Source organism: Bacillus songklensis (genome assembly GCF_042649685.1).
GTDB classification, from domain to species: Bacteria; Bacillota; Bacilli; order Bacillales; family Bacillaceae_H; genus Bacillus_BA; species Bacillus_BA songklensis.
The window spans coordinates 1-23,889 of the sequence record NZ_JBHRZT010000013.1 but is presented as its reverse complement, the minus strand read 5'-3'; the positions used below and the strand labels follow the sequence as shown (position 1 = coordinate 23,889).

General features: G+C 37.6%; 21 protein-coding genes and 2 pseudogenes. 15 read left to right on the top strand and 8 right to left on the bottom strand.

Going from position 1 to position 23,889, the window contains the following annotated elements:
- Positions 1–23: 23 nt before the first annotated feature.
- Together ACFOU2_RS02215 and ACFOU2_RS02210 are read right to left on the bottom strand one after the other, a co-directional pair.
- On the bottom strand, positions 24–671 hold the full coding sequence (locus ACFOU2_RS02215; RefSeq protein ID WP_377911863.1) for an SDR family oxidoreductase: 648 nt from the start codon (positions 669–671) through the stop codon (positions 24–26).
- Between the two features lie 50 nt (positions 672–721).
- Positions 722–1,159, bottom strand: a complete 438-nt coding sequence (locus ACFOU2_RS02210) for a MarR family winged helix-turn-helix transcriptional regulator (RefSeq protein ID WP_377911861.1) — start codon at positions 1,157–1,159, stop codon at positions 722–724.
- Positions 1,160–1,309: 150 nt separating this feature from the next.
- Between ACFOU2_RS02210 and ACFOU2_RS02205 the strand changes: the two genes are divergently transcribed.
- A complete protein-coding gene (locus tag ACFOU2_RS02205; protein WP_377911859.1) occupies positions 1,310–2,290 on the top strand; it encodes a zinc-binding dehydrogenase in 981 nt (326 codons plus the stop codon).
- 667 nt (positions 2,291–2,957) lie between these two features.
- Here the strand turns inward: ACFOU2_RS02205 and ACFOU2_RS02200 are convergent.
- From ACFOU2_RS02200 to ACFOU2_RS02190, 3 genes are all read right to left on the bottom strand, one after another.
- Positions 2,958–4,325, bottom strand: coding sequence for a PepSY-associated TM helix domain-containing protein (locus ACFOU2_RS02200; RefSeq protein WP_377911857.1), 1,368 nt, complete (start codon positions 4,323–4,325; stop codon positions 2,958–2,960).
- A gap of 85 nt (positions 4,326–4,410) precedes the next feature.
- Complete coding sequence (locus tag ACFOU2_RS02195; protein ID WP_377911855.1) at positions 4,411–4,980, bottom strand: DeoR family transcriptional regulator; 570 nt, start codon at positions 4,978–4,980, stop codon at positions 4,411–4,413.
- Positions 4,981–5,554: 574 nt separating this feature from the next.
- Positions 5,555–7,000, bottom strand: a complete 1,446-nt coding sequence (locus ACFOU2_RS02190) for a L,D-transpeptidase family protein (protein WP_377911853.1) — start codon at positions 6,998–7,000, stop codon at positions 5,555–5,557.
- Positions 7,001–7,291: 291 nt separating this feature from the next.
- Here ACFOU2_RS02190 and ACFOU2_RS02185 point away from each other — a divergent pair, with 291 nt between their 5' ends.
- Both ACFOU2_RS02185 and ACFOU2_RS02180 read left to right on the top strand, forming a co-directional pair.
- Positions 7,292–8,458: a C40 family peptidase gene (locus ACFOU2_RS02185; RefSeq protein ID WP_377911851.1), complete on the top strand. Its 1,167-nt coding sequence runs from the start codon at positions 7,292–7,294 to the stop codon at positions 8,456–8,458.
- Positions 8,459–8,759: 301 nt separating this feature from the next.
- Entirely contained in the window at positions 8,760–9,014 is a 255-nt protein-coding gene (locus ACFOU2_RS02180) for a hypothetical protein (RefSeq protein WP_377911849.1), read from the top strand.
- A gap of 139 nt (positions 9,015–9,153) precedes the next feature.
- On the opposite strand, the gene ACFOU2_RS02175 is transcribed toward ACFOU2_RS02180, so the two are convergent.
- Together ACFOU2_RS02175 and ACFOU2_RS02170 are read right to left on the bottom strand one after the other, a co-directional pair.
- On the bottom strand, positions 9,154–9,399 hold the full coding sequence (locus tag ACFOU2_RS02175; protein ID WP_377911847.1) for a hypothetical protein: 246 nt from the start codon (positions 9,397–9,399) through the stop codon (positions 9,154–9,156).
- Positions 9,400–9,712: 313 nt separating this feature from the next.
- Positions 9,713–11,371 (bottom strand): PAS domain-containing sensor histidine kinase, encoded by a 1,659-nt coding sequence (locus tag ACFOU2_RS02170; protein WP_377911845.1) that lies wholly within the window; start codon positions 11,369–11,371, stop codon positions 9,713–9,715.
- A gap of 658 nt (positions 11,372–12,029) precedes the next feature.
- On the opposite strand from ACFOU2_RS02170, the gene ACFOU2_RS02165 reads away from it, so the two are divergent.
- From ACFOU2_RS02165 to ACFOU2_RS02155, 3 genes are read left to right on the top strand one after another with little or no spacing between them, the layout of a single operon-like run.
- A complete protein-coding gene (locus tag ACFOU2_RS02165; protein WP_377911843.1) occupies positions 12,030–13,172 on the top strand; it encodes a tyrosine-type recombinase/integrase in 1,143 nt (380 codons plus the stop codon).
- On the top strand, positions 13,169–13,615 hold the full coding sequence (locus tag ACFOU2_RS02160) for a transposase (RefSeq protein WP_377911841.1): 447 nt from the start codon (positions 13,169–13,171) through the stop codon (positions 13,613–13,615). The genes ACFOU2_RS02165 and ACFOU2_RS02160 overlap by 4 nt, the downstream gene beginning before the upstream one ends.
- A gap of 21 nt (positions 13,616–13,636) precedes the next feature.
- Positions 13,637–13,966, top strand: coding sequence for a hypothetical protein (locus ACFOU2_RS02155; RefSeq protein ID WP_377911839.1), 330 nt, complete (start codon positions 13,637–13,639; stop codon positions 13,964–13,966).
- A gap of 377 nt (positions 13,967–14,343) precedes the next feature.
- Here the strand turns inward: ACFOU2_RS02155 and ACFOU2_RS02150 are convergent, their stop codons facing one another.
- A complete protein-coding gene (locus tag ACFOU2_RS02150) occupies positions 14,344–15,717 on the bottom strand; it encodes a sigma-54 interaction domain-containing protein (protein WP_377911837.1) in 1,374 nt (457 codons plus the stop codon).
- 263 nt (positions 15,718–15,980) lie between these two features.
- Here ACFOU2_RS02150 and ACFOU2_RS02145 point away from each other — a divergent pair, with 263 nt between their 5' ends.
- The 9 genes and pseudogenes from ACFOU2_RS02145 to ACFOU2_RS02105 form a co-directional block, all read left to right on the top strand.
- Positions 15,981–17,003, top strand: a complete 1,023-nt coding sequence (locus ACFOU2_RS02145; RefSeq protein ID WP_377911835.1) for an NAD(P)/FAD-dependent oxidoreductase — start codon at positions 15,981–15,983, stop codon at positions 17,001–17,003.
- A 32-nt stretch (positions 17,004–17,035) separates the two neighbouring features.
- A pseudogene (locus tag ACFOU2_RS02140) lies at positions 17,036–17,274 on the top strand (ferredoxin).
- Positions 17,275–17,401: 127 nt separating this feature from the next.
- On the top strand, positions 17,402–18,484 hold the full coding sequence (locus tag ACFOU2_RS02135; RefSeq protein WP_377911833.1) for an aromatic ring-hydroxylating oxygenase subunit alpha: 1,083 nt from the start codon (positions 17,402–17,404) through the stop codon (positions 18,482–18,484).
- Positions 18,477–19,928 (top strand): aldehyde dehydrogenase family protein, encoded by a 1,452-nt coding sequence (locus ACFOU2_RS02130; RefSeq protein ID WP_377911831.1) that lies wholly within the window; start codon positions 18,477–18,479, stop codon positions 19,926–19,928. The genes ACFOU2_RS02135 and ACFOU2_RS02130 overlap by 8 nt, the downstream gene beginning before the upstream one ends.
- Positions 19,929–19,945: 17 nt before the next feature.
- Entirely contained in the window at positions 19,946–21,037 is a 1,092-nt protein-coding gene (locus ACFOU2_RS02125) for a tartrate dehydrogenase (protein ID WP_377911829.1), read from the top strand.
- A gap of 277 nt (positions 21,038–21,314) precedes the next feature.
- A complete protein-coding gene (locus ACFOU2_RS02120) occupies positions 21,315–21,503 on the top strand; it encodes a DUF3311 domain-containing protein (RefSeq protein ID WP_377911827.1) in 189 nt (62 codons plus the stop codon).
- Complete coding sequence (locus tag ACFOU2_RS02115) at positions 21,500–22,972, top strand: sodium:solute symporter family protein (protein ID WP_377911825.1); 1,473 nt, start codon at positions 21,500–21,502, stop codon at positions 22,970–22,972. The genes ACFOU2_RS02120 and ACFOU2_RS02115 overlap by 4 nt, the downstream gene beginning before the upstream one ends.
- A 54-nt stretch (positions 22,973–23,026) precedes the next feature.
- A complete protein-coding gene (locus tag ACFOU2_RS02110) occupies positions 23,027–23,614 on the top strand; it encodes an SGNH/GDSL hydrolase family protein (RefSeq protein WP_377911823.1) in 588 nt (195 codons plus the stop codon).
- A pseudogene (locus ACFOU2_RS02105) lies at positions 23,589–23,852 on the top strand (DDE-type integrase/transposase/recombinase); the annotation flags it as partial. The gene ACFOU2_RS02110 and the pseudogene ACFOU2_RS02105, both read left to right, overlap by 26 nt.
- Positions 23,853–23,889 lie beyond the last annotated feature (37 nt).

The window sequence follows — 23,889 nt, the reverse complement described above, 5'->3', positions numbered from 1 at the left end:
TACAAATGTTGTATTAAAAATTTTTACTTTTCTTCAAAAGTAACTTCTACACCTTCTCGGTTTTCATACATATGATAGAAGGTTTCAGCAATATTTTCAGATGAGAAGTAAGTTCCTTCTTTAACAAAACCTTTGATAGTTAAAGTTCCAACATAAATCCCTTTAGGGCTAAGTTCTTGATTCAAGCTATATGCTAAATTACGAATACCTGCTTTTCCAATCGCTAATGAAGAATAGTCAGCATATGGGTTAAGAGCTAATCCGCCGCCTGTTAACAAAATGGTTCCATTTTGCATATAGGGAATCACTTCTTTAACACTAGTAAGAGCTCCAGCTACACTGATTTTAAAATCTTCCACTAATTGATCAACGCTTAATGTTGTTGGTTTGCCTGGTCTTCCTGAAGCAGCATTGTATAAAAGTACATCAATTTTTCCATAAGTTTTAATTACCTTATCAATGGCTGTTTTTAAAGATTCTACCGAAGAGACATCCCCTGGAAATCCTTTTGCTACAATCCCATCATTTTTAAGTTCATTTTCATATTTCTGTAATGACTCCATACTGCGGGAAATCAGGGCAACTTTAAAGCCTTCTTTTCCAAATTTCCTTGCTGTATTTAAACTAATCCCTGGACCAGCACCAACAATTAGTAATATCTTTTCTGCCATAATTAAGCCTCCCAATATATTTGTATATGCAAATGAAGGGGTAAAAAAAATTACAGCTCTCTCTCTAACTTATTGCTCGCTTCGTGAAGCATTTTACTTAAATCTTTACTGAATTCGCGTCCTAAGACTTTGGAATAACTGGTAAACAATTCTTTTAAAGAAACCCGAAACTGGTGATACACTTTTTCTCCTTCATCCGTTAAAGAAATCAGCGTCTGCTTTCCATCCATTTTTTTGGTGACTAGTTTTAATTTTTCAAGTTTATCAATAAACCTCGTACTTGTGGAAGGCGCAATAGATAACTTGTGGCATAATTCTTTCTGTGTGATTTCTGGATGAAACTTTACAATCATAATCATGTAAAGATATGAAGGAGCAACGTCACCAAAATCAAATGTTTTTTCAGCTAATTTTGTAATGTTACGAGCAAACCGGCTGGCTGTAAAGTAAAGACAATGTATTAATACTTGTTCTTCTTCATTATTCATGTAATCAATCCTTTTCTTCATTTGCATATACAAATTAACACGAAATAACGTTAAGGTCAACTAAATCATATTTCTTGTTTTCATCCTGAACAGTATATAATATATACTTTGTTTCAAAACTTATTAAGAGTACATAAAAGGGTGAGATAAATGAAAGCATTGCTATTACGTAAAAAAGGTCAATGGAAAGAGATGAAGGTAGAAGAAGTGGAAACACCAAAGGCCGGTCCTGGAGAGATATTAGTTGAGGTATATGCGGTTGGGTTAAATCCTGTTGACTATAAAACAGCTACTGGGGGCAATCCGAATTGGTCCTATCCTCATATTCTTGGTTTAGACGTAGCAGGTATAGTGGCAGAGCTTGGTGAAGGGGTCACTGAGTGGAAAAAAGGAGATCGAGTAGTCTATCATGGAGACCTTACAAAGAAAGGTGGCTATGCAGAATATACTGTAACCACCGCCCATACTGTTTCTCGAATTCCAGATGAAGTAACGTTTGAGGATGCGGCTGCTTTGCCGACAGCTGGGTACACGGCATACCAGTCGTTATTCCGTAAACTCCCAATGGAACAAATTGAAACCATTTTAATACACGGAGGTGCTGGCGGAGTAGGAGGATTTGGTGTTCAATTAGCCAAACATGCAGGCAAAAAGGTGATTTCCACTGCATCCAGTCATAACCATGAATATGTAAAATCACTTGGTGCAGATTATGTCATTGATTACCATGAAGAAGATGTGACCGCAAGAGTGATGGAGATTACGAATGGACGCGGTGTCGATGCAGTGGTAGATGCAGTAAGCAGACAAAGTGCAACGGATTCATTAGATACCCTAGCCTTTTTGGGACACATCGTTTTTATTTCAGGTGCACCTGATTTCACAAAAATAAAGCCTTTTACAAAATCGGTTTCGTATCATGAAATTGCCCTCGGTGCAGCACACCAATCCAGTAGTCATAAGGCTCAACAAGACCTAGGGGTAATGGGAGATGAAATGCTTAAGCTAGTGGATGAAGGGAAAATTTCTTCTATGTTAAAAGAAATAATAAGCCTTGAGGAGGTTCCAGATGCCTTATCCCGTCTTTCAGAACGACATGTTAAGGGTAAAATTGTAGCAAAAATAAAATAAGCTATTAAGAATTCTGTTTACATGGCTTGAAATCAACATATAGCCTCTGGTGATGCATTAAATATATCTGTGGAAACAAGTAGAAGATGTACCACTATATAGATTAATCAAAGTAATTTTTTCACTTTAAATTATCTAGCATAATGGTCAGATTGTGAAGAAATGTACTTAAACGAACGGGTGCTTTACTTTAATAACGATCTTCAACAATCGGGCGCAATTCTGTAACAAGAATTGTGCTCGTTCTTTATGTATCGGTCCAGATAATTGAATAAGGGTTATTCTAACGTGCAGTTTAAGATTAGTGGTGGTGACCGTACCAAAAATAGTGGTAAAGCAGAAAATTGAAGTTGTACTAGATAAAGAGTGCTCGATAAACTTTAGTATGATACAGTCTGTAAATGCGTGAAATTACCTTTCCGACAATTAATTTTAATAGTATGAGGTGTTTATATCAAATTATAATCATAATGGAAATTGAATCTGTATTTGAATACACGTCATTATGTTTTAAACGAAGAAAAAGACAGGAGTTTGCCTGTCTTTTTCTATAAAATCAAACTATGCTTTGACTAGACCTTTTAAGGGAAGGATATAGAGAGAACCTTTATGCATCTATCAAAACATGTTCATTCTAAAATAGAGTAATATTCTTTTCTTAGAATCATTAATTAGCAATGGTCACATTATTATTACCTTTATTAATGAAATAAATAATACCTTCAATAATAGCTACCAAAATTAGAGAAAGCCCAAATAGTGGCATAATCACCCCTAATATCACCATGAATACAATGAAGCTAATCGAAATACCACTTGATATTTTTGGCGGAGCTGATAATGAACTCTCTTTTTTACGAGATAGCCATGTCTTAAATCCCCAAAAAATGACGAATAGAAAAGATAGACAAACAGCTAAGTTAATTAATTTATTTGGCCAACCAAATAAATGACCTTCATGCAATGGAATACCCCATGTAAACCATTTTGCTAGTATACCATATTCGTCGTAGCCCACTTTCGAAATCAATTTTCCGCTATACTGATCAAAATAGGTTGTTATTTCATCATAGGGGCTAACATCTAAGCCTGTTACACCAGTATTACTACCTTTAGATACTGTATACACACCGTCTTTAGTTGTTGGGGAAATAATTGAATATGGTTTTGTAATATGCGCTTTCTCAACCTTATTCATTAATTGTTGGACACTTAACTTACTGCTGTTATTTGACATTTCTGGCATATTAGCCATATCTCCATGATGTTTATGAGATTGACTGGATGTTGGTGCCTCATTTTTACGTGTAGCCCATGGAATCTCACTCATATCTGAAGTTGGCGGCTGTTGTTGTAATGTTGGAATTCCAATAGAAGGATGCTCTTGAGCTGCTGAGTAAATAAAATTGCCCATAAATGCAGACCATGGTAATCCGGTAAAAATAATAATAATCATTGGAATTGTAATAACGGTTCCCACTAATGCATGCCATTTTTTATTTTTTTGTCGCTTTGTTGGATTCTGTTTCTTCTTTAATGCCCCTCCCTTAAATGTCATGTAAATACCAGAAAACATTAAGAAGATTGCCCAACATGCAGCTAATTCAACTAAGTAGTTTACAACAGTTCCACCAACAAAAAGTGAACTATGAATGTTTCTCATTACATTTGAAAATGTATACTTTGCATTTTGACTACCGACTATTTGATAATTATCATCTAAAAATACATACTTTTGATCGCCATCTTTATTTGTCATAGTTAAGCGTGTATTATACGGCTTATCTAATACAATAACCTTTGAGACTGAATAGTCTTTGTATTGCTCTACTGCTTTCTCAATGCCTTCATCTATAGTTAATTGTTCTTTTTTTCCGCTTTTTCCAAAGAATAAATGATGATAAGCATTATTTTCTACATTTGTATAAAATAAATATCCAATACCACTTAATGTTAATGTGATTAGTAGTGGTGTAATAAAAAATGCTGCATAGAAATGCCATCGCCAAAAACGATTATAATTGCTTTTTTTCATTAGAAACCTCCATTATGAGTAATATCGTAGTTCATTTTTTTAGATTTTTGTAAGTCCTGAAGATCCATATTTTTAATTTCTTTTTTTACGAATGACAACACTCCGAGTTAAGCATTTCAATCTTTATAGCTTGAATCGCTTCTTTAAAACTATGTATTTTACCACCGAATCCTAATTGAAATTGCTTAGCTTGTTTAAGAGATTCAAATGCAATAACTTGTGGTTGGCAACAATTTAAGTCAATATCTGCATATAGTAGAAATGTCGCTGTTTTAGCACTTATTGTTGTATCTCTCAAAAAATCACGACAAATAATTTGTGAAACGGTATCTTCTATAGACTGAAATCGAAGTAGACCACAATGAGAACAACATGCATGTTCTACTTGTTGATTCTTTTTAATCAATTGAACAGACAGTCTCGTATTTGAATCCTTATAGCAATAGGAACAACGATTAGAAGAAATATAGTTTTGAGCAGTAAGAGTAATACCATTAGATGTTTTAAATACTTTCTGCTCTTCGATTAATGGTTTTAAATCTCGGTAAACTGTCATTTCTGAGACCTTTAATCTTTTACTAATATCTGAAACACGCAATGTTCCTTCTTGTTCTAACCATGTTAAAATTTGTTGTTGTCGTTCAACTGGTAACAACTTTTCCCACCTCTCAATAGCACTAGAATCATTTTTTCTATCGCTAATACTATAGTATTTCTTTTATTTAGAGAAGCCATTTCGTGATAAAAAATGTGAAAAAATGTTGAATAATAACATACACAACAGTAATTATTGTAAAATTTAATTGTGATAAAAGAATGAAGAATTATTGAATCTCTAAATAAATTATTATGTACTTCCAGTGGAAAGACATTTATATTCGTATTGGGTAAATGAAACAGTTAAGTTAATTGGGAAAATATATAAAAGAATCTTTCGAAAAAAGCAGGGGGCATTAAAAGGGTTAGATTGAAAGATACTTGTTCCATTAAAGGGCGCGATTGTAGAACACATAGGTAGAAAATGATTAAACTTTTTTATAAAAACTGAACACCCAATCGCAAAGAAAGAATCCATTTTGATCAATCGTTTTTTCAAAATGGATTCTTTTTGTTTACCATAGAATGCAGATTTGTAAGAAGTTTTTAATCAAACTTTATTCCAAAGCTACATGGGTATTACAGTTAGTTACAATAAAAAATCAGGAAATCGGGAGATTTCCTGATTTTTCTTAATATACGACTACAGGCTCGTATGTACTGAGATTCTCATACACTTTTTTCATCATACTAGGTGGTATGTTAACGCAGCCGCCCGATCCTGCGTTAAGATAGGCATTACTTGTCCAGTTTGCCCTCCAGCTGGCATCATGGAAGCCTTGTCCACTGTTCGTAAATGGAGCCCAATAATTGACCTTAACGGAATATTCCCCACTACCTACTCTACTGCCATTGAGTGTGGACGATGAGCGTTTGTAGAGGATATACCACACACCTGGTGATGTATCTTCGCCGGTGCTATGTTTGCCGGTCACGACATTCGTTGAGACGACTAATTTTCCCTTTTTGTAAATCCAAATACGCTGCTCTGCAATGGACACTTCAGCATACGTATCGCCAATGCCGTTGTTCGTGGTCGTTTCGTAACCGTAGCCCTCATTTTTCCAGCCATGTCCGTAAATATTAGAAGCAGAAAGCGATTTCTCTCCTTTTTCAAGAGCAGCCTGAATCTGTGATGTTTCTTTTTCCACATCTAATGCCCAGCCATATCCTTGGCCTTTTACCGAAATGACGGCACCTGAATGGGTCTTAAATTTGAGATATTTGTTTAATGTAGATTGAGAACGATTAATTTCAGATATTCTATTTTTAATATCGCCTGGGTCAATCGTAACCTTCATATCTTTTGACACAGTGGCATTTTTAATTAATTCACTGGCTTTTAACGTATAAACTTTATCCTGTACCTTATAATCAACGGTTCGTTGAAGGAGTTCCTGCAGCTTTTTCTCTTCATTCTTTACAATCGGACTGCCTTCTTTGATTGGTTGTATGAATACAGGACTTAGGTGGATTTCACTAGTATATTCATGCTTTTCGTAGTTCTTTAATAGACTGGCGACATCATACTGTTTCCCATCAATACTTTTCGAGACGATAATCTTACCATCTTCCAGAATAGCTGCCGCATCTTTAGGTGCCTTTAAACTCTTGTTCATGTCTGAGAGTCTTTCTTCTATTTGTTTTTTCATCACTTGGCTTCGATATGAATCCTGATTGCCTGGCATTAAGGAATAGTTTTTTGCTTTTGAAGAGGGGAAAAAGGTCCGTTGGCTTCTTAATAGTTTTTTGACACCTGACAGATCTTTATCCGTAAATTCCATCGTCGTATCTTTTCCATCTAAAATTTGTTGTTGTCCGACATAGACTACGTTTCTTAATTCGGAGGTTTTTAATTTTTCAAGTGCCTCCTCAGCAGTCAATCCATTAACTTTTATTCCATTAATCTTGACATTTGCATTGAAATGGTTTGCCTGATAATAGCTGATTGCCGCAAGTAGGAGTGCAATAATAATGAGGATACTTGCCGTAATAAACTTCCATTTGATAAACCATTTCAATGTATTTCCCCGTTGTTTATTCTTCTCTTTCACTGATTCATTTAATATACTTTCCAAAAAAATTCCCCCCACAACGGTGATCCAGCTATCAACGTCTACTGTCTTTAAATTTTAGGTTTTGTATCCAAAGATTACAACAATATTACAATATTAATGATAACTATTATTCTACTAGATGTTGTGGTCGAACCTTGTCGCTATTTGTATGTGTATGATTTTATATTACAAATTTTTCTACATGAAATTACAATTATATTACATTATTGACTGTATCATTGTCATTAGGCCATTTGGAATATAAACTAGTAATATAGATGGAATTTACAGGTAATAAGAGGAGATTTTGTAATGATGAAAAAATTAATGAAATGTACGGTATCGGCTGCCATCCTCGCCACTATGATTCAGGCAACAGCTACTTTTGCAAGTCCAATAGATTCACCAGTGACAAAAGGCCAAATAGATGCTACAAAAGGACAAATCGATGACTTTGAAACAAAGATTCAACAATTAGATAACCGGATCACCATAGCAATGGAGGAAAGTCAAAAACTAAACGATGATATTAAAAGACAACATGAAAAAATTGTAGAAACAGAAGCTGAAATTGAAAAAGCCAAAAAGGCATTAGATGCTCACAAAAAGGTCTATTCTGAACGACTAAGAAGCATTCAGTTAGAGGGAAAACAGTCAATCGCTACTTACGCAGAATTATTGCTCTCGTCTGATAATATTTCTGAGTTTTTAACTCGGTTTACTGCGATTTCACAAATTATGGAAAGTGACAGAGACTTACTAAATGGTTTAAATGAAAAAGAACAAGCGTTAAAAAAAGCAGAGGAGAAATTACAAAATGAGTACAACCAATTAAAAAAGAGCCAAGATAAATTAGCGGCTGAACAAAAAAAGATTGAAGTAGATAAAAAAGAAGTTGAAAAAGAATTAGCAAAAGCGAAAAACACATTAAAAAATCAACAGGATCAACTGGCTCAACAAGAGGCACAACGACGAGCACAACAGGCACAATTAGCCCAACAGCGTGCCCAACAAGTCCAACAAGTCCAACAAGTCCAAAAAGCTGAACAAGAGACTCGACAGCAATCTTTAGTAACCAAAGCTTCAAAATCAACACCATCGGTCGAAGCAGCCACTCTAACTAACTCTGGAGTGGCAAATAAGGTCATTGCGACAGCAAAACAATATTTGGGGGTTCCTTACGTTTGGGGCGGGACAACACCAAGCGGATTCGATTGTTCAGGATTCACTCAAAATGTGTTTCGTTCAGTTGGCATAAATCTTCCAAGAGCGTCACGTGACCAGCAAAATGTTGGTACAAGAATTTCTCTGAATGAGGTACAGCCAGGAGATTTAGTATTCAGAGGTAACCCTGCCTATCATGTCGGCATATATATTGGTGGCGGGCAATATATGCATGCCCCGCAAACGGGTGATGTAGTGAAAATTTCTACTTATAATCCGTCTAAATTTACTACTGCTACTAGAGTATTGCATTAGGGTGTCAACTTTTCGAAGTGTAAACTTTAAATGTGTTATTATAAGTTGAAAATCAAACCATCTTAACATATTGTATTTGTTTTACAACAATGCTTTAATTTACTTGTAATTTTTTTCTTTTTATTACTTATTGCGACTTACGGTCAGCGGTTAAATTATTAAAACTACACGCGGTCTTTGGATCGAATGGTATGATTAAAGGTTTTTTTCCTTTTCATTATCAATCGTTCTAAAGATCGCTTTTTTGTGTTTGTCGCAAAAAGTTACATTATTAAAACCCTTTTTTGAAAAGGATACGTATTTGTTTCCTACATCAGATGGTGCCTCTATCATAGGAGAAAAACAACCAATCGAATATTTCAATCAAACGGATTTTGCCCGGTATTTAAATGAACAAGGGTTGGCCTTTACTCAAAATAAGTTGGCCGTCTATCGCTTAAGAGGAAAGCTGCCAAAAGAGGATATGGTCATTTCGGGAAAGCCGTATTGGACGAAAGAAACAGTTGAACAGTATGTGATGGAAAAGAAAAAGAATCAAGAAGAGGTTCAAGAATAGGTGTTGCCGGTAGCAGGGAGATGATCTTTCTTTTTCCATAAAATGCTCAATTTTCAACATGAAAGGTACATAAAGTCCTTCAGTCATCCTTGATGTTGAAAGTTTTTGTTGTTATAAGGCCTGTTCAGTCTTTCTAAGCTTATTTCTCATAAACAATAGAACTTAAATACATTTCCACCTTTTTAGCCACAATATAGCGTCTGTAGCCGCCCGTAAGAATCTTTGTCTTCCGATTAATCGTAGTGGGCTCATCTAAGTAGCCTGTCTGTTTGACATGATCCATGATTTGCTGTGTTTTTTCAACATTCGGATGCGAGCTTAAAAACTCTTCCGTTACAACAATCTGTTCAAGTAAAATAAACTCTTCTGTTTCTTCTGGTTTCACTTTTATTTTCATCTCTTCTCAAGTTTAATTACATACTCTATTCACCTTTTTAGTTAATATAATGGCTCTATTATTGGAACTCAAAGAGAAAAGCCGACTGTGTCCAACAGCCGGCTTTTACGATGAAAATGATGGTGATGTTAGCATAACAAAATAAAAGACAATCATAAATACTTTAATCTTAAACTTAATCCTAAACTAACAAAATTCAACAAAGAATATACATTAATCCTTCCATAGGAATTTTTCTTTAAGTTGGAAAGTGAACTGGCAAAATTAATCTTATAAACAGTTCAAAAATCCTCAATTCTGATTATTTGGCTATTTTTTTAGATTTATGACTGATGGGGATGACGATATCTACAGTCGTGCCTGTTCCTAACTGGCTGGTGAATGAAATTTCACCTCTGTGTGCTTCAATAATTTTATAGCAAACCGTCAAACCTAAACCTGTGCCCTTTTCTTTATAAGAATAAAAAGGTTCTCCTAGTCGTTTTAGACGGTCTTCAGGAATACCACACCCATTATCTTCTACGCTAATAAGAACGTTCTCCTCATCTTTTTTACTCACTTTAATCGATACTTTTCCACCATGACTAGAAGCTTCTATGGCATTCATAATGACATTGATGAATACCTGCTTTAATTGATTTGGTTCACAATCAATAGCTGGAATATCATCTGATACATATACGGACATTTCAACAGAATGTAAATGAGCTTGTGACTCTAATAACGCCTTCACATTATCTAATAGTTGAATCGCATCACTTTGTTTAAACGTAATTTCTTGAGGTTTAGCTAACACTAACAATTCACTTACTATTCCATTGATTCTATCTAGTTCTGTTAAGATGATTTCATGGTATGTTTTATCATTTTCATTTTTTTGTTGTAAAAGTTGGATAAAACCTTTAACGGAAGTTAACGGATTTCTGATTTCATGAGCTACACTTGCAGCTAGTTCCCCTACTATCGACAGTTTTTCCGTTTTTCTTAAACGTTCTTCCGTTTCCCTTAATACCGTAATATCTCTGCAATACCCAATAATTCCAATTATTTTGTCATTAATTATCATAGGAACAGAAGTACAGCTTAAAATCACCTTTCTTTTATTCTTATGCTGAATCGTGATTTCATATAGCGAAGGCTCCCCTGTGTCTATCAACTTATAATATGATTCCATTACTTTTTCTTTGTCTTCCTCTAAAATAAGTGGTAATATGGGCTTTCCAATATACTCTTCCCTTTGATAACCAGTAACATTTTCAAAACTTGGATTTAGATTTGTAATTGTTCCTTTTAAATCCACCATGTATACCAAGTCTGGATTATATTCAAATAGGGATTTATACTGTTGTTGACTGTCTGCTAATTTCTTTTCAGCGATTTTCCTTTCCGTTATATCTCTACCAATCACCACTAAAGCTTGACGACTTCCGTTTGAATTAAACAAAGGAACTTTGATTGTATCAAATATTTTAATCTCCCCACTTGGAAGGGGAATATGCTCCTCAAACCTGGAAAGTTCACCGTTTTGCCAAGTTCTTTTATCAGTTACTGTGCAATGGTTTAACGCGTCTTTATAAAATTCCGTATACTGAGCTAATTCGCAGTCCTTTTTCCCTTTATAATCAACATGTTCAAGTTGGAGTAACTTTAGAGCAAAATCATTAGCTTCCAACCATCTTCCTTCTCCATCTTTAAAATTAACAAAGTCAACCATTGAATTAATTAAAGTCAAAAGTCTTTTTTCTTCCTGTTTACTAAAAGTATGTTCTTCTTTCTTATTTAACACAAAATAGATAAATCCACCCAGTAAGAGTATATATATAATTCCTTTTATCTTTTCGAATAAGAGGACACTTTGTATGTCCATTTCCAATAATCGTATTAAAAATTCCGTTATAATAATCCAAATGATACTCCCTATAATATACAAAAGCAAAACTTTCCTTTTCTGCATCGGCATCGTTGTTACCTCTTCTCCCAATTGTAATCTTCTACTTCTCTCATTTTAATTCCGTGAGAATATTATGACAATAAAAATTACAGGACAGTATTTTTACACATTGCGACCTTCGGAAACACATATCTTTATAAAGTATTAGTAGTTCTGTCATTGCTTCTTCGGCTAAACTCACTCGTTAGCCAGCCCTCCACGCCGTGCTTTGAAGAACCGCAGAGTATAGAAATTAAGTAATTTACATGGGAGAGGAAAATTATCAAAGGCGAATATGGTCATCTCAGGAAAACCGTATTGGGCGAAGGAAACGGCTGAACAATATGTGAAGGAAAAGAAAAATAGTCAAGAAGAGTAAGAGAATCAGGAATAGGTGTTACAGACAGCAGGGAGAATTCATTCTCCCTGTTTTTTCATGCCTTTAGGCAAAGAAAGATTTACTTTCATGCCATCTATTCCATTTTCTTTGGGGTCACCACAAGGGTCCCGTAACAGGCTGATAGGAAAGCAAAGAACTTAACTGTACTATAATTATTAGAGGATAATTAGTTCAATATAAGAGCTAATATCTTCTTTTTTAATACATATTAAATTCATAAACTAGACTGTGAATTTGTAGTTTAATATGTTTATTTTATGATCTTATGTTTTTAAGGTGGAGGATGTTATGAAAGTACAGGAAGTATTACTTGATGGTAATAAGAAAAGGTATATGCTTCTTGATGATGGTGGAATACCTGTTGTTCCAGTGATGAAGTATTTAAAATATCTAGATGCAACAGGAAAAAGCAGCAATACACAGAAGACATATTGTTATTCCTTAAAGCATTATTTTGAGTATTTGGAGGACGTAGACAAAGATTTTAAAGAAGTGACAATAAGAGAATTAGCAGAGTTTGTTGGGTGGTCAAGAAATCCATATGGAAGTATTAAAGTAACTTCGTTACAACAAACAAGGATGAAGCGAACAGAGAAATCTGTGAACCTCATCATTACTGTAGTCACTAGCTTTTATGATTATCTTTATCAAAATCAAGAAATACAAAATGACTATGTGGATAAAATGATAAAGCAAGTATACAGAGGTAGACGTACAAGATATAAGGACTTTCTTTATCACATCAATAAAGGTAAACCATCAAGAAAAAACATCTTAAAATTAAAAGAACCAAAGAAGAAAATAAAAGTATTGACTAAAGAACAAGTTGAACAGCTTTATCAAGCAGCAACCAATATAAGAAATCAATTTCTTATTCGATTGTTGTTTGAAACAGGATTACGTATAGGCGAAGTTTTATCCTTGTTTATAGAGGATTTTATTTTTGATCATAAGGGTGGACATCATATTCAATTGAAAGATCGTGGTGAATTACCAAATGAGGCAAAGTTAAAAACAGGGGAACGTAAAATATATATTTCTAAAGAGCTAATGGACTTGTTTGACGATTATCTTTACGAAGTCATTGATGACCTGGAGATAGATACTAATTCTGCATTCGTAAAACTGCGTGGTAAAAACACTGGACAAGCTATGACCTATCAGGATGTGAGTGCGCTGTTTAAGAGACTAAGAGATAAAACGGGTATTGACGTACACCCTCATCTACTGCGCCATACACACGCAACAATGTACTATCGGCAAACTAAAGATATTAAACAAGTACAGGAACGGTTAGGTCATTCCCAAATTCAAACCACTATGAATATGTACCTCCACCCTTCGGATGAAGAGATTCGTGAGAATTGGAGCAAAGCTCAACCTGCATTTCAAATTAAGAGATTTGAGAATAAGGAGGATTTAAATGAATGACAACAATGTATAAACCTAATACAGAGAATCTAAATTTTCATGAAAAAATCCAGAAAGAACTCTCTTCCTATATTGAAAAGGCCATTAACGAAAATGGTTCCGTGGCGGAACGTGTAGTGGAAAATTCATATTTTTTAATGAATGATACCTGGAATATAAATTTTATCGGCTCAATTGAGAACTTTAAGGAGCAATATGATAACCATAGATGTAATTATAAAAACTTGCGTTTTTTTACCAATAACCCTTCTGTTAATTTGGAATTTAAATATATGTTTTACAATAAGTTATTTAAAGATGAATGGTCGATAACCACTATCTACACCGACAAAGCTCGGTTTTTAAGTAGGCTGATAGAATTTCTAAACGAAAAATATCCCAACCTCTCTTCTTTACTTGATTTAAATGTAGAAGAAACAGAAAGAAAATGGGTATTGTGGTGAGAAAATAAAAAAATAAAAACCATGACAACTACAAAAAGCCCCTACGGTCAATATACACATAAAACAAAAATTGCTAATTTTCTAAGAGTTATTCTTTCTACTCTTGTTGAATTAGTAGACATTCGTGAAGAATGGGAAAAAGATAGATGGGATGTTCGGTTGTTAAGTAAAAGTTACGGAATACATTTTAACCACTCTGATACTCATTATTACATTGACTTTTCTGGAATTAAGAATATTAAAATTCGTATAGAGGTAAAAGAATATTTAAAACAACGTCTAATTAGTAAGCAAAATTTTTCGTGGGGACAAGCACGTAATTACATAACTGTACTTCCAAATTGTTGTTAACGAGATTCGGACTCAACGCGACAGTGACATGGTAAGGATTAATATACCTGAAACAGAAGACCGTAATGCCCAACTTCCTCCACCTCCGTATAGACAAGTTATTCCTTTTCCGAGAGAAAGAGAATGCTCTTCTTTATTAGATTCAAGAGAAGATCGATCTGCAAGGTAATTCATTTTAAATAACCAATGGTATTTCTTTGTTTATGTAGTATTTTGATTGTACTACCGATAACGGGTGTTATGTAAATAAAAGGTGCTTCCTATACGAAGCACCTTTTGTTTTACAATTATTTTTATAGTTTCATACTTTATTTTTATCTTCCGTTTTTGCACCAGAACCTACAAGTCCAATCTAAGAAAATCCAAGACGCTTAGGCTTAGTTATCCATCAAATCCTTGCAGTACTCCCGGATTAGTTTCGAGGCTTTCGTTTGGCTAATATCGAGGTCTTTCGCGACTTTCCTAGATGATTTGTATGTTTGGTAAGATCTTCTGATTAAGATCCGCTTTGTTTCATCAATCGCTTTATCGAGTGAAGTGGGGAGAGCGAGCTGTGTGACTTGTTCAACGTTGGCGGTGATCATATCCGGCAAGTCGGCCACCTGGATGATTGAGTCGCTAATGACGACTAACCGTTCAATCAAGTTTTCGAGCTGGCGTACATTGCCTGGCCATGAATAATGGATTAAGATGTTCAGGCATTCTTCCGAGATGACTTTGTTGTCATGGTATTTTTTATTGAATTTATTTAAAAAATTGTACGTGAGCGGAATGATATCTTCTTTGCGCTCACGCAGTGGCGGCAGGTGAACGTCGATCACATTCAGCCGGTAAAATAAATCTTCCCGGAATCTTTTGTCATTGACCATTTCAATTAAATCCTGGTTCGTTGCGGCGATGATGCGGATATCGACCTTTTTCATTTCGCTGCCGCCGACGGGAATGAACTGTTTGTCTTGGATTACTTGTAAAAGCTTCGCCTGAAGTGTGAGCGGCATTTCTCCAATTTCATCAAGAAACACAGTGCCGCCATCCGCTGCCTCAATCAATCCAGGTTTTCCAGTTTTGTTTGCCCCAGTAAATGCGCCCTTTGAATAACCGAATAACTCCGATTCGAGCAGCTCTTCCGGAATGGCCGCGCAGTTAATTGTTAGGAACGGGCCACTTTTCCGCTTGCTAATCCGGTGGATGAAATGAGCGAGCACGCCCTTTCCTGTTCCTGATTCTCCCTGGATTAAAATCGTGGAATCAGTTGGCGCCACTTTTTCGCAAAAAGTCAAGATTCGGTTGATTTTGCTACTATTAGTAATGATCTGGCCTGTTTCATCATCTTCTTGAGTAGTTTTTGACTCATCACTTGTTTCATTCGCTTTTATCATTTTATATGTCTGTAATTCGGTCGATGTGGTGACGACGAGTTCGATTTCCCCCTCGTCATTTAAGATTGGAATCGCCGACGTCATCAGTTCAGCTCCGATATAAGTTTGCTGCTTCATGTAGCAAGGCTTTTTTCTTTTATACACTTCCGGCACAATGGATGGTTTCCAATAGCCTTTTTCAAATAAGTCGACATTATATTTGCCGATGACATCAGTCGGCTTCAGCCCGTAATGGCGCTCACATGCCTGGTTAACGTAAAGAATCCGCTTTTCGCCGTCAAGGACAAAAATTTCATCTGAGGAATGATCGAGAATTTTTAAAAGAGTTTGTAGCGTCATCTCAATATTGCCTGTTGCATCAGGACTTTTCATAGAATGATCCTCTCTTTTCAAAAGGTGCTGAGTTAATCTTGATTAATGCCCCATCATATCGAGTTAATTATAACTCAATATGATAGCGTTTTCAAATTAAAATCGAAATTTTCCGTGTATTTTTACTTTTTTAAAAGTTGGCACACTAATTGCATGTATATAAAGTTGACAGGCTGCAAAGCAAGTATGTTGTCAATTATTTCATTATTTGAAACATTAGGAAAATGAAATTCCAGCAATTAAGACAGTTGGGGAGGAGTAAAATGGAAAACCAGCATGAGGTTTTTGACATCACCATTATCGGGGGAGGACCAGTTGGCTTGTTTACCGCTTTTTATGCGGGAATGCGCCAGGCGTCGGTGAAAATTATCGGAAGTCTTCCTCATCTTGGCGGACAGTTGTCTGCTTTATACCCAGAAAAATATATTTATGACATTGCCGGTTTCCCGAAAGTGCGGGCGCAGGAACTCGTTGATCAATTACTGGAGCAAGTGAATCAGTTTGAAACGACAATTTGCCTCGAACAATCGGTAGAAAGCATCGTTCGTACAGTTGACGGGAAGTTCGCGATTACGACGAACGAAGAAACTCATTACGCGAAAGCGGTTATTATCACAGCTGGAAACGGGGCATTCCAGCCGCGAAAGATGAACATTGAAGGAGAAGACAAGTTTGAAAACACTAACCTTTATTATTTCGTACAGGATTTAAATCAATTTGCCGGAAAAAAAGTGGTCGTGTTTGGCGGTGGTGATTCAGCAGTTGACTGGGCGCTCATGCTTGAACCGATAGCTGAAAAAGTGACGATCATTCACCGAAGAGACAAATTCCGCGCCCATGAGCATAGTGTGGAACAGTTGAAACAGTCAAAAGTGGAAATTTTAACGCCGTACGTGCCTGCGCAATTGGTGGTCGGCGATGAAAAGATAGAAAAAGTGGTTGTGACGGAAGTGAAGAGGGGAGAGCTACTCGAAATTGAAGTCGACGATGTCCTTGTCAATTACGGCTTTGTTTCATCGCTCGGCCCGATTAAAGACTGGGGCCTTGAAATCAAAGGCAATTCCATTGTTGTCAACTCTAAAATGGAAACGAACATCGAAGGCATATACGCAGCAGGAGATATTTGTACGTACGAAGGTAAAGTGAAGCTGATTGCAAGCGGTTTTGGCGAAGCACCGACAGCTGTAAGCAATGCAAAAGTATATGTCGATCCGAGTGCGAAAGTTCAGCCTCTTCACAGTACGAGCATTATGGGGGGAAAAGAAAAAAGCGGCTCAGCCGTTTAATGGATATAAATGAGAAGTCAGGGGGAATCCACATGGCTAAATACACAGTGGTTGATCAAGATACATGCATCGCTTGCGGGCATGTGGAGCAACGGCGCCAGAAATTTTTGATTATAATGACGAAGGAATTGCTGTTGCCATCCTTGATGACAACACAGGTATAACTGAAGTGCCTGACGAACTGGAAGAAAATTTGGAAGATGCTTTAAACGGCTGTCCAACAGATTCCATTAAGGTGGCTGCTGAACCTTTTACTTGTAAAACTGTTTAAGCCGGGTGACTCAATGAACAGCCGAATCATTAAATAGATTGTTTAATCAATAAAAAAAAGATTTGAAAAACTTTTAGCCTTGCCAGCAAGTGCTTAATAATCATTTATTTACGGAGGAGAATGAAGGATGACTTATAACAAAGTAGAAAATGTATCAAATCGGACATTTGAAAGAACGTTGACATATGACAAATACACAGATCCGAAAGTACTTGAAAAAGAAATGGATCTTGTATTCTCTAAATCTTGGCAGCTTGTGGGACATGTCAGCCAGTTGGAAAAAGTAGGTTCTTTCTTCACGACGGAAGTAGCCAACGAGCCGATTATCGTGACTCGCGGCCAGGATGAAGTTATCCGTGCTTTTTATAATGTCTGTCCGCACCGTGCAACAAAGCTTGAAAAAAGTGAGTCAGGTAAGAAGAAAATTTTACAATGCGCATACCATGGTTGGACATTCAAATTGGATGGGAAATTAAACAAAGCGCCGAACTTTAGAGGCGAAGATGCCGCTTGTGTACAAGACGCCTGTTTACGCTCAGTCCGCATGGAAATCTTGGAATCTTTAATCTTTGTCAACTTGGACGATAATGCGAAGCCGCTTTGTGAATCTTACGGTGATTTCTTCGATCGCTTAAGCAAATTTCCGTTTTTAAGTGAGTTGAAAAGAACAAACCAAACATCACGGGTGATTAAAGCGAACTGGAAAGCGTTTATTGACAATTATTTAGAGTGTGACCACTGTCATGTCGCTCATCCAGGCTTTGTTGCAGCACTTGACATGGATGATTATCAAATCATTACATGTGAAAATTATTCACTACAAGGCTCCATTGTTAAACCGGATAAAAATTATGGAACAGTAGATTTAAATCAAGCAGAAATGCAAGGCGGATCTTTCTTCTGGCTGTGGCCAAACTTAATGTTGACAATTTATCCGGGTCCTGGAAATATGGCAACGATTCAATTGGTGCCGATTGATCATGAAACAACTTTGATTCTTTACACTTATTATTTCCGTGATGAGAATTTGACTCAAGAAGAAAAAGACTTAGTTGCTTTTGCCGAACAAGTCCGCCTGGAAGATGTGGAACTTGTAGAGTTAGAGCAAATCGGTTTCCGCTCTCGTGCATTTAACACAGGTAGATATTCGTCTTCAGAAAAAGCGATTGTACAATTTCATGAAATGGTATTGGAGGCCCTCAATGAGTAAATTAGTGAATGAAGTAAAATCGACGAAGCAGTTTTTAATGATCAATGGCGAAAAAGTAGAAACAGCGAAATATGCTCCGCTATACTCCCCTTATTCCAGGGAAGAAATAGCCCAAATTGCGATGGCGGATAAAGAGCGGACTGTTCAGGCAATTGCAGCTGCCTACAATGCGCGTGGAGTAATGGCAAAAATGCCAGCGTATCAGCGGGCGGAGATTTTGGAAAACGTTGTGGCGCTATTAAAAGCGAAAGCGGATGAAGCGGCAGAAATTATTTCTCGTGAGTCAGCTAAACCAATTATGTTTGCAAAAGCGGAAGTGGCGAGAACGATTGAAACGTATAAGTTCGCGGCTGAAGAAGCAAAAAGAATTCATGGAGAAACGATTCCTTTTGATGCAGCTGTTGGCGGCGTTGGCCGAATCGGTTACACGTTAAGAGAGCCGATTGGGGTCATTGGAGCAATCACGCCGTTTAACTTCCCGATGAACCTTGTTGCTCATAAAGTCGGGCCGGCTATTGCGGCTGGCAATACCATTGTCTTGAAACCAGCTTCGCAAACTCCGTTGTCTGCTCTTTTTATCGCGGAAATTTTTGAAGAAGCGGGTCTCCCAGCGGGCGTATTAAATGTGGTAACAGGCCCCGGCGGCACGGTTGGGGAAGCAATTGTGGAAGACGACCGCGTAAGCATGATCACATTCACAGGTAGTCCGAGCGTCGGTATCGGCATACGGAACAAGGCTGGCTTGAAAAAGACGACTCTTGAACTCGGTTCGAATTCGGCATTAATTATCGACAAAGACATTGACATCGATCAAATTATTGACCGCTGCATCATGGGCGCTTTCTCCAACCAGGGGCAAGTATGTATTTCTCTGCAGCGTGTGTATGCGCATGAGGATGTGTATGAAGAATTTGTTGCGAAGTTCACTGAAGCGGCGAAGAAGCTGAAAATCGGCGACCCGCTTGATCCGGACACGTATATTTCCGCTTTAATTTCTAAAGGGGAAGCTGAACGTGTACTGGGCTGGATCGAAGAAACGAAAAGCAGCGATGCAACAATCGCAACGGGCGGTAAATTGCAAGATGGCGTTCTTGAGCCTACAATTATTACAGATGCGGATCATTCGTTAAAAGTATCCTGTCAGGAAGCATTTGCTCCGGTTGTCGTTGTGAACAAAGTGAGTTCAGTTGAAGAAGCGATTGAGCAAGTGAATGATTCCCGCTTCGGATTACAGGCCGGCATTTACACAAACAATGTGAAAAATGCTTTGTACGCTTCACAGGAACTGCACGTGGGCGGTGTAATTATTAATGACGTACCGACCTATCGTGTTGACCAAATGCCATACGGCGGTGTGAAAGAAAGTGGGACAGGTCGTGAAGGCATCAAATACGCGGTGGAAGAAATGACTGAAATGAAATTGGTCGTTTGGAACCAAAGCTGAAAACGGGGGAGATCATTGTGAAACAATTTAAAATAGCAGTTATCGCTGGAGATGGCATTGGCCCTGAAGTCATTAATGAAGGGATCAAAGTATTAAATAAAGTAGCTGAACTGGATTCGGGTTTCCGATTTGATTTCACATACTTTCCATGGGGATGCGAGTTTTACGCGAAAAATGGAAAAATGATGGATGAGGATGGAATTGAGCAGCTGAAAGAATTTGATGCAATTTATTTGGGGGCAGTCGGGTTTCCCGGCGTCCCTGACCATATTTCGCTGTGGGATTTGTTGTTAAAAATTCGCAAAAGTTTTGACCAGTATGTTAATATCCGTCCTGTGACGCTGTTAAAAGGGGCTCATTTGCCGCTTGTGGATGTGAAACGCGAAGACATTGATATGCTGTTCATTCGTGAAAATAGTGAAGGCGAATATTCAGGCGCAGGGGACTGGCTGTTTAAAGGTCAGGAACATGAAGTCGTTTTGCAAAACAGTGTATTTTCCCGAAAAGGCACAGAGCGAATCATTCGATACGCATTTGAAACGGCAAAAAAAGAAGGTAGGTCGCTGACGAGTATTTCTAAAGCGAACGCTCTTAATTACTCGATGGTTTTCTGGGACCAGGTATTTGAAGAAGTGAGCGCAGAATACCCTGAAGTCAAAACGGCTTCTTATCTCGTCGATGCGGCAGCGATGCTGATGATTAAAGATCCAAAACGCTTTGAAGTGATTGTGACATCGAACTTATTCGGCGATATTTTAACGGATTTAGGCGCGGCACTCGCTGGCGGAATCGGCCTTGCTGCCGGAGCCAATATTAATCCCGAAAGAGACTTCCCGTCGATGTTTGAGCCGATTCACGGGTCAGCTCCTGATATTGCGGGACAGCAGATTGCCAATCCACTTGCCGCTATTTGGTCAGCAAGCCAAATGCTCGACTTTTTCGGGTATGAAGCTTACGGAAAACTAGTGTTGGATGCGATGGAACAACTTTTGGTGGAAGCAGAAGTTTTGACACCGGATATGAATGGAACTTCTTCTACATCAGACGTAGGAAACCGTGTAGTAGATCTATTGAAATCTTTAGTTCTTTCTCAAAATGTGAAAAGCTGATAGACAGATACGCTCGTATAGATTAATCTGCTTTATTAGGTGTTACATGAAAGGTCTCGATCGGCCTTTTATGTAACACTCGTTTTATTCCTTGTTTATTTGTGATAATTTATGTATGAGGTTTCATTCTTCCTATCTTATATTTAAAGCGCTTTCAATCCGAGTGATCAAATCACATATGTTTTATTGCTCACTCTATTCCAATAGAACTCAAAGTAAGAAGGGAGCGCAAAGCCGGTAAAATCACTGACATTTTTTCAAAAGGGGGAATTTCGTAGTGAAAATTTTAATTTGGATACTAGGGCTGATTCCTGTTATTGGTGCGTTCACGGTCGTAAACCGTATCGAACCTTATATATTTGGTTTACCCTTCATTGTCTTTTGGGCGACTGCCTGGCTCATTTTAACTTCGGTATTTTTATCCATTACTAATATTCTGTTAGACAAGCAGGAGGGAAATAAATGAATAGTGCTATCTTCATTCTTATAGGGACTTTTCTTATTGCTTTCTATTTAGGGATCCGTGCTCGCAAAGGACAAGAAATGGGGATGGAAGAATGGGCTGTAGGCGGCCGTAATTTTGGTTCTATCATCATGTTTGTGTTAATGGCTGGTGAAATTTTTACAACGTATGTATTTCTGGGAGGAAGCGGCGGAGCCTACCGAATGGGAGGTCCTATCATTTATATCTTCAACGCCTTCTGTTATATTGTGCCGTTCTGGATTTTGCCTCCTATTTGGCGTTATGCTAAAAAACATCGTGTGCTTACTCAATCTGATTTTTTTGCAAAGAAGTATGATAGTAAGTCACTCGGGTTAATAGTAGCGATCGTCGGAGTCGTTTCGATGATTCCTTATATCGTTTTACAGTTAAAAGGACTTAAAATCATTGTATCAGAAGCTTCATATGGTACGATTTCACCGAATTTAGCCGTGTGCATTGGGGTGGTTGCCGTCACCATATTTGTGTCAATGTCCGGTATTCACGGTTCAGCCTCAACAGCCATTTTAAAAGACATTCTCCTTCTCGTTGTCATTCTATTTTTAGGAATTTACCTGCCGTATCACTATCACGGCGGAATCAAGCCGATGTTTGAAACATTGGATGCGGCAAAGCCGGAGTTTTTATTGATTCCTAAAGAAGGACTCAGCATATCCTGGTATATTTCGACCTGTTTAACCATCGGATTGGGGCAATATATGTGGCCTCAATGCTTCGGTGCAAGCTTATCGTCTAAAGATGAAAGAACATTGCGACAGAATGCTGCTATTTTGCCGCTTTACCAAATCATTTTGGTATTCATTTTATTCATTGGCTTCACAGCCCTTTTAAAAATTCCAAATTTACAAGGAGCAGATACAGATTTAGCCCTCTTTAAAATCGCAAAAGCAACGTTCGATCCGTGGGTAGTCGGAGTCATAGGAGCCGCCGGTATCTTAACCGCACTTGTTCCGTGTTCGATGTTATTACTGACGGCATCGACGATTTTATCGAAAAATATTTATAAGGCGATCAAACCGGAGACCACCGATGAGCAGATTGGGCGATTAACTCGTATTTTTGTCCCTATCGTGGCGCTAATCGCTTTATTTTTCACTTTTTACGGCGGAAACAGCATTATTGCATTGCTGATCATGGCTTACAGCTTTGTGCTGCAATTATTCCCTCCCCTATTTTGTAGCTTGTGGAAGAAAAACCCTGTTACTAAAACAGGCGCATCTGCAGGAATTATAGCCGGTGTCATCATGGTTGCTTATGTAACCATAACCAGTGCGACTATGGGGACGTTCTTTCCGAAAGCCCCTCAGTTTATAAAAGATCTTGATATCGGTATAGCGGCTATTGTAGTTAACATTGTTGTCATGTTAGCGGTCAGTGTCATTACTAAAACACCAGTAAAAATAGAGACAGAGGTTGAGGAAAGAGCGGTATAACCGTTATCGAAAAACCAGCCTTTATCCACGTTTGTTTGACTTGGAGGAGAATAAATGAAAATCGTATGCATAGGAGACAGTCTGACAGAAGGATTAGGTGTCGATAAAGAAAAGTCCTGGCCAATGATTTTGGGGGAATTAGGAAAGATGGAGGTGATTAACAGAGGAATTTCAGGAGATACAACAACGGGGATGATCGGTCGCTTTTACCAGGATGTTATTGGTTATCAGCCCACTCATGCCGTCATTATGGGCGGTTGTAATGATCTATGGTGGGGCATGCCGGTAAATGCAATCTTGGCCAACATATACAGCATGGCAAAGCAGGCTTTACATCACCGGATTACGCCGATTGTAGGTATCCCCACTCCTATTTATATGAAAGGATTGGATCACGATATCATTTGGGAACCCGTCGCTGGCTATCCAGTACTGCAAAATAAATTATCTCAACTTGTAAATGAGTTGAAGAATATGGCAGAAAAGAATGGGTGGCACTATTTCAACTTTTATAGCTTATATATGAATGAGAACAAAGTGATTAATCAGCAATATTTTCTAGATACGGACGGGCTGCATCCCAATGAGGAGGGACATCTGGATATGGCACAGCTCGCGTTGGGTTCATCAATATGGACCTAAATTAGACGAAAGAGTACGACGTCATCTTAAGACAATAAATGGCTCCGAGAGAGTCGATGAAATGTATGTAAAAGTAAAAGGTCAATGGATGTACCTATATCGTGCCGTTGATTCAGAAGGAAATACGATTGATTTTTATTTAAGCAAAACAAGAGATCATAAGGCTGCAAAGCGCTTTTTCAAGAAAGCTTTGCGGTCTTTTCATGTTTCAAAGCCCCGTGTTATCACAGTAGACAAGTTATCATGAACGAAACTAGCCCCTTGCTCGTAATACC

What these genes read in the sequence shown, in the direction of transcription:
- ACFOU2_RS02215 (WP_377911863.1), bottom strand. Translation starts at nt 671, where the DNA reads ATGGCAGAAAAGATATTACTAATTGTTGGTGCTGGTCCAGGGATTAGT.
- ACFOU2_RS02210 (WP_377911861.1), bottom strand. Translation starts at nt 1,159, where the DNA reads ATGAATAATGAAGAAGAACAAGTATTAATACATTGTCTTTACTTTACA.
- ACFOU2_RS02205 (WP_377911859.1), top strand. Translation starts at nt 1,310, where the DNA reads ATGAAAGCATTGCTATTACGTAAAAAAGGTCAATGGAAAGAGATGAAG.
- ACFOU2_RS02200 (WP_377911857.1), bottom strand. Translation starts at nt 4,325, where the DNA reads ATGAAAAAAAGCAATTATAATCGTTTTTGGCGATGGCATTTCTATGCA.
- ACFOU2_RS02185 (WP_377911851.1), top strand. Translation starts at nt 7,292, where the DNA reads ATGATGAAAAAATTAATGAAATGTACGGTATCGGCTGCCATCCTCGCC.
- ACFOU2_RS02170 (WP_377911845.1), bottom strand. Translation starts at nt 11,371, where the DNA reads ATGCCGATGCAGAAAAGGAAAGTTTTGCTTTTGTATATTATAGGGAGT.
- ACFOU2_RS02165 (WP_377911843.1), top strand. Translation starts at nt 12,030, where the DNA reads ATGAAAGTACAGGAAGTATTACTTGATGGTAATAAGAAAAGGTATATG.
- ACFOU2_RS02160 (WP_377911841.1), top strand. Translation starts at nt 13,169, where the DNA reads ATGACAACAATGTATAAACCTAATACAGAGAATCTAAATTTTCATGAA.
- ACFOU2_RS02155 (WP_377911839.1), top strand. Translation starts at nt 13,637, where the DNA reads ATGACAACTACAAAAAGCCCCTACGGTCAATATACACATAAAACAAAA.
- ACFOU2_RS02150 (WP_377911837.1), bottom strand. Translation starts at nt 15,717, where the DNA reads ATGAAAAGTCCTGATGCAACAGGCAATATTGAGATGACGCTACAAACT.
- ACFOU2_RS02145 (WP_377911835.1), top strand. Translation starts at nt 15,981, where the DNA reads ATGGAAAACCAGCATGAGGTTTTTGACATCACCATTATCGGGGGAGGA.
- ACFOU2_RS02135 (WP_377911833.1), top strand. Translation starts at nt 17,402, where the DNA reads ATGACTTATAACAAAGTAGAAAATGTATCAAATCGGACATTTGAAAGA.
- ACFOU2_RS02130 (WP_377911831.1), top strand. Translation starts at nt 18,477, where the DNA reads ATGAGTAAATTAGTGAATGAAGTAAAATCGACGAAGCAGTTTTTAATG.
- ACFOU2_RS02115 (WP_377911825.1), top strand. Translation starts at nt 21,500, where the DNA reads ATGAATAGTGCTATCTTCATTCTTATAGGGACTTTTCTTATTGCTTTC.
- ACFOU2_RS02110 (WP_377911823.1), top strand. Translation starts at nt 23,027, where the DNA reads ATGAAAATCGTATGCATAGGAGACAGTCTGACAGAAGGATTAGGTGTC.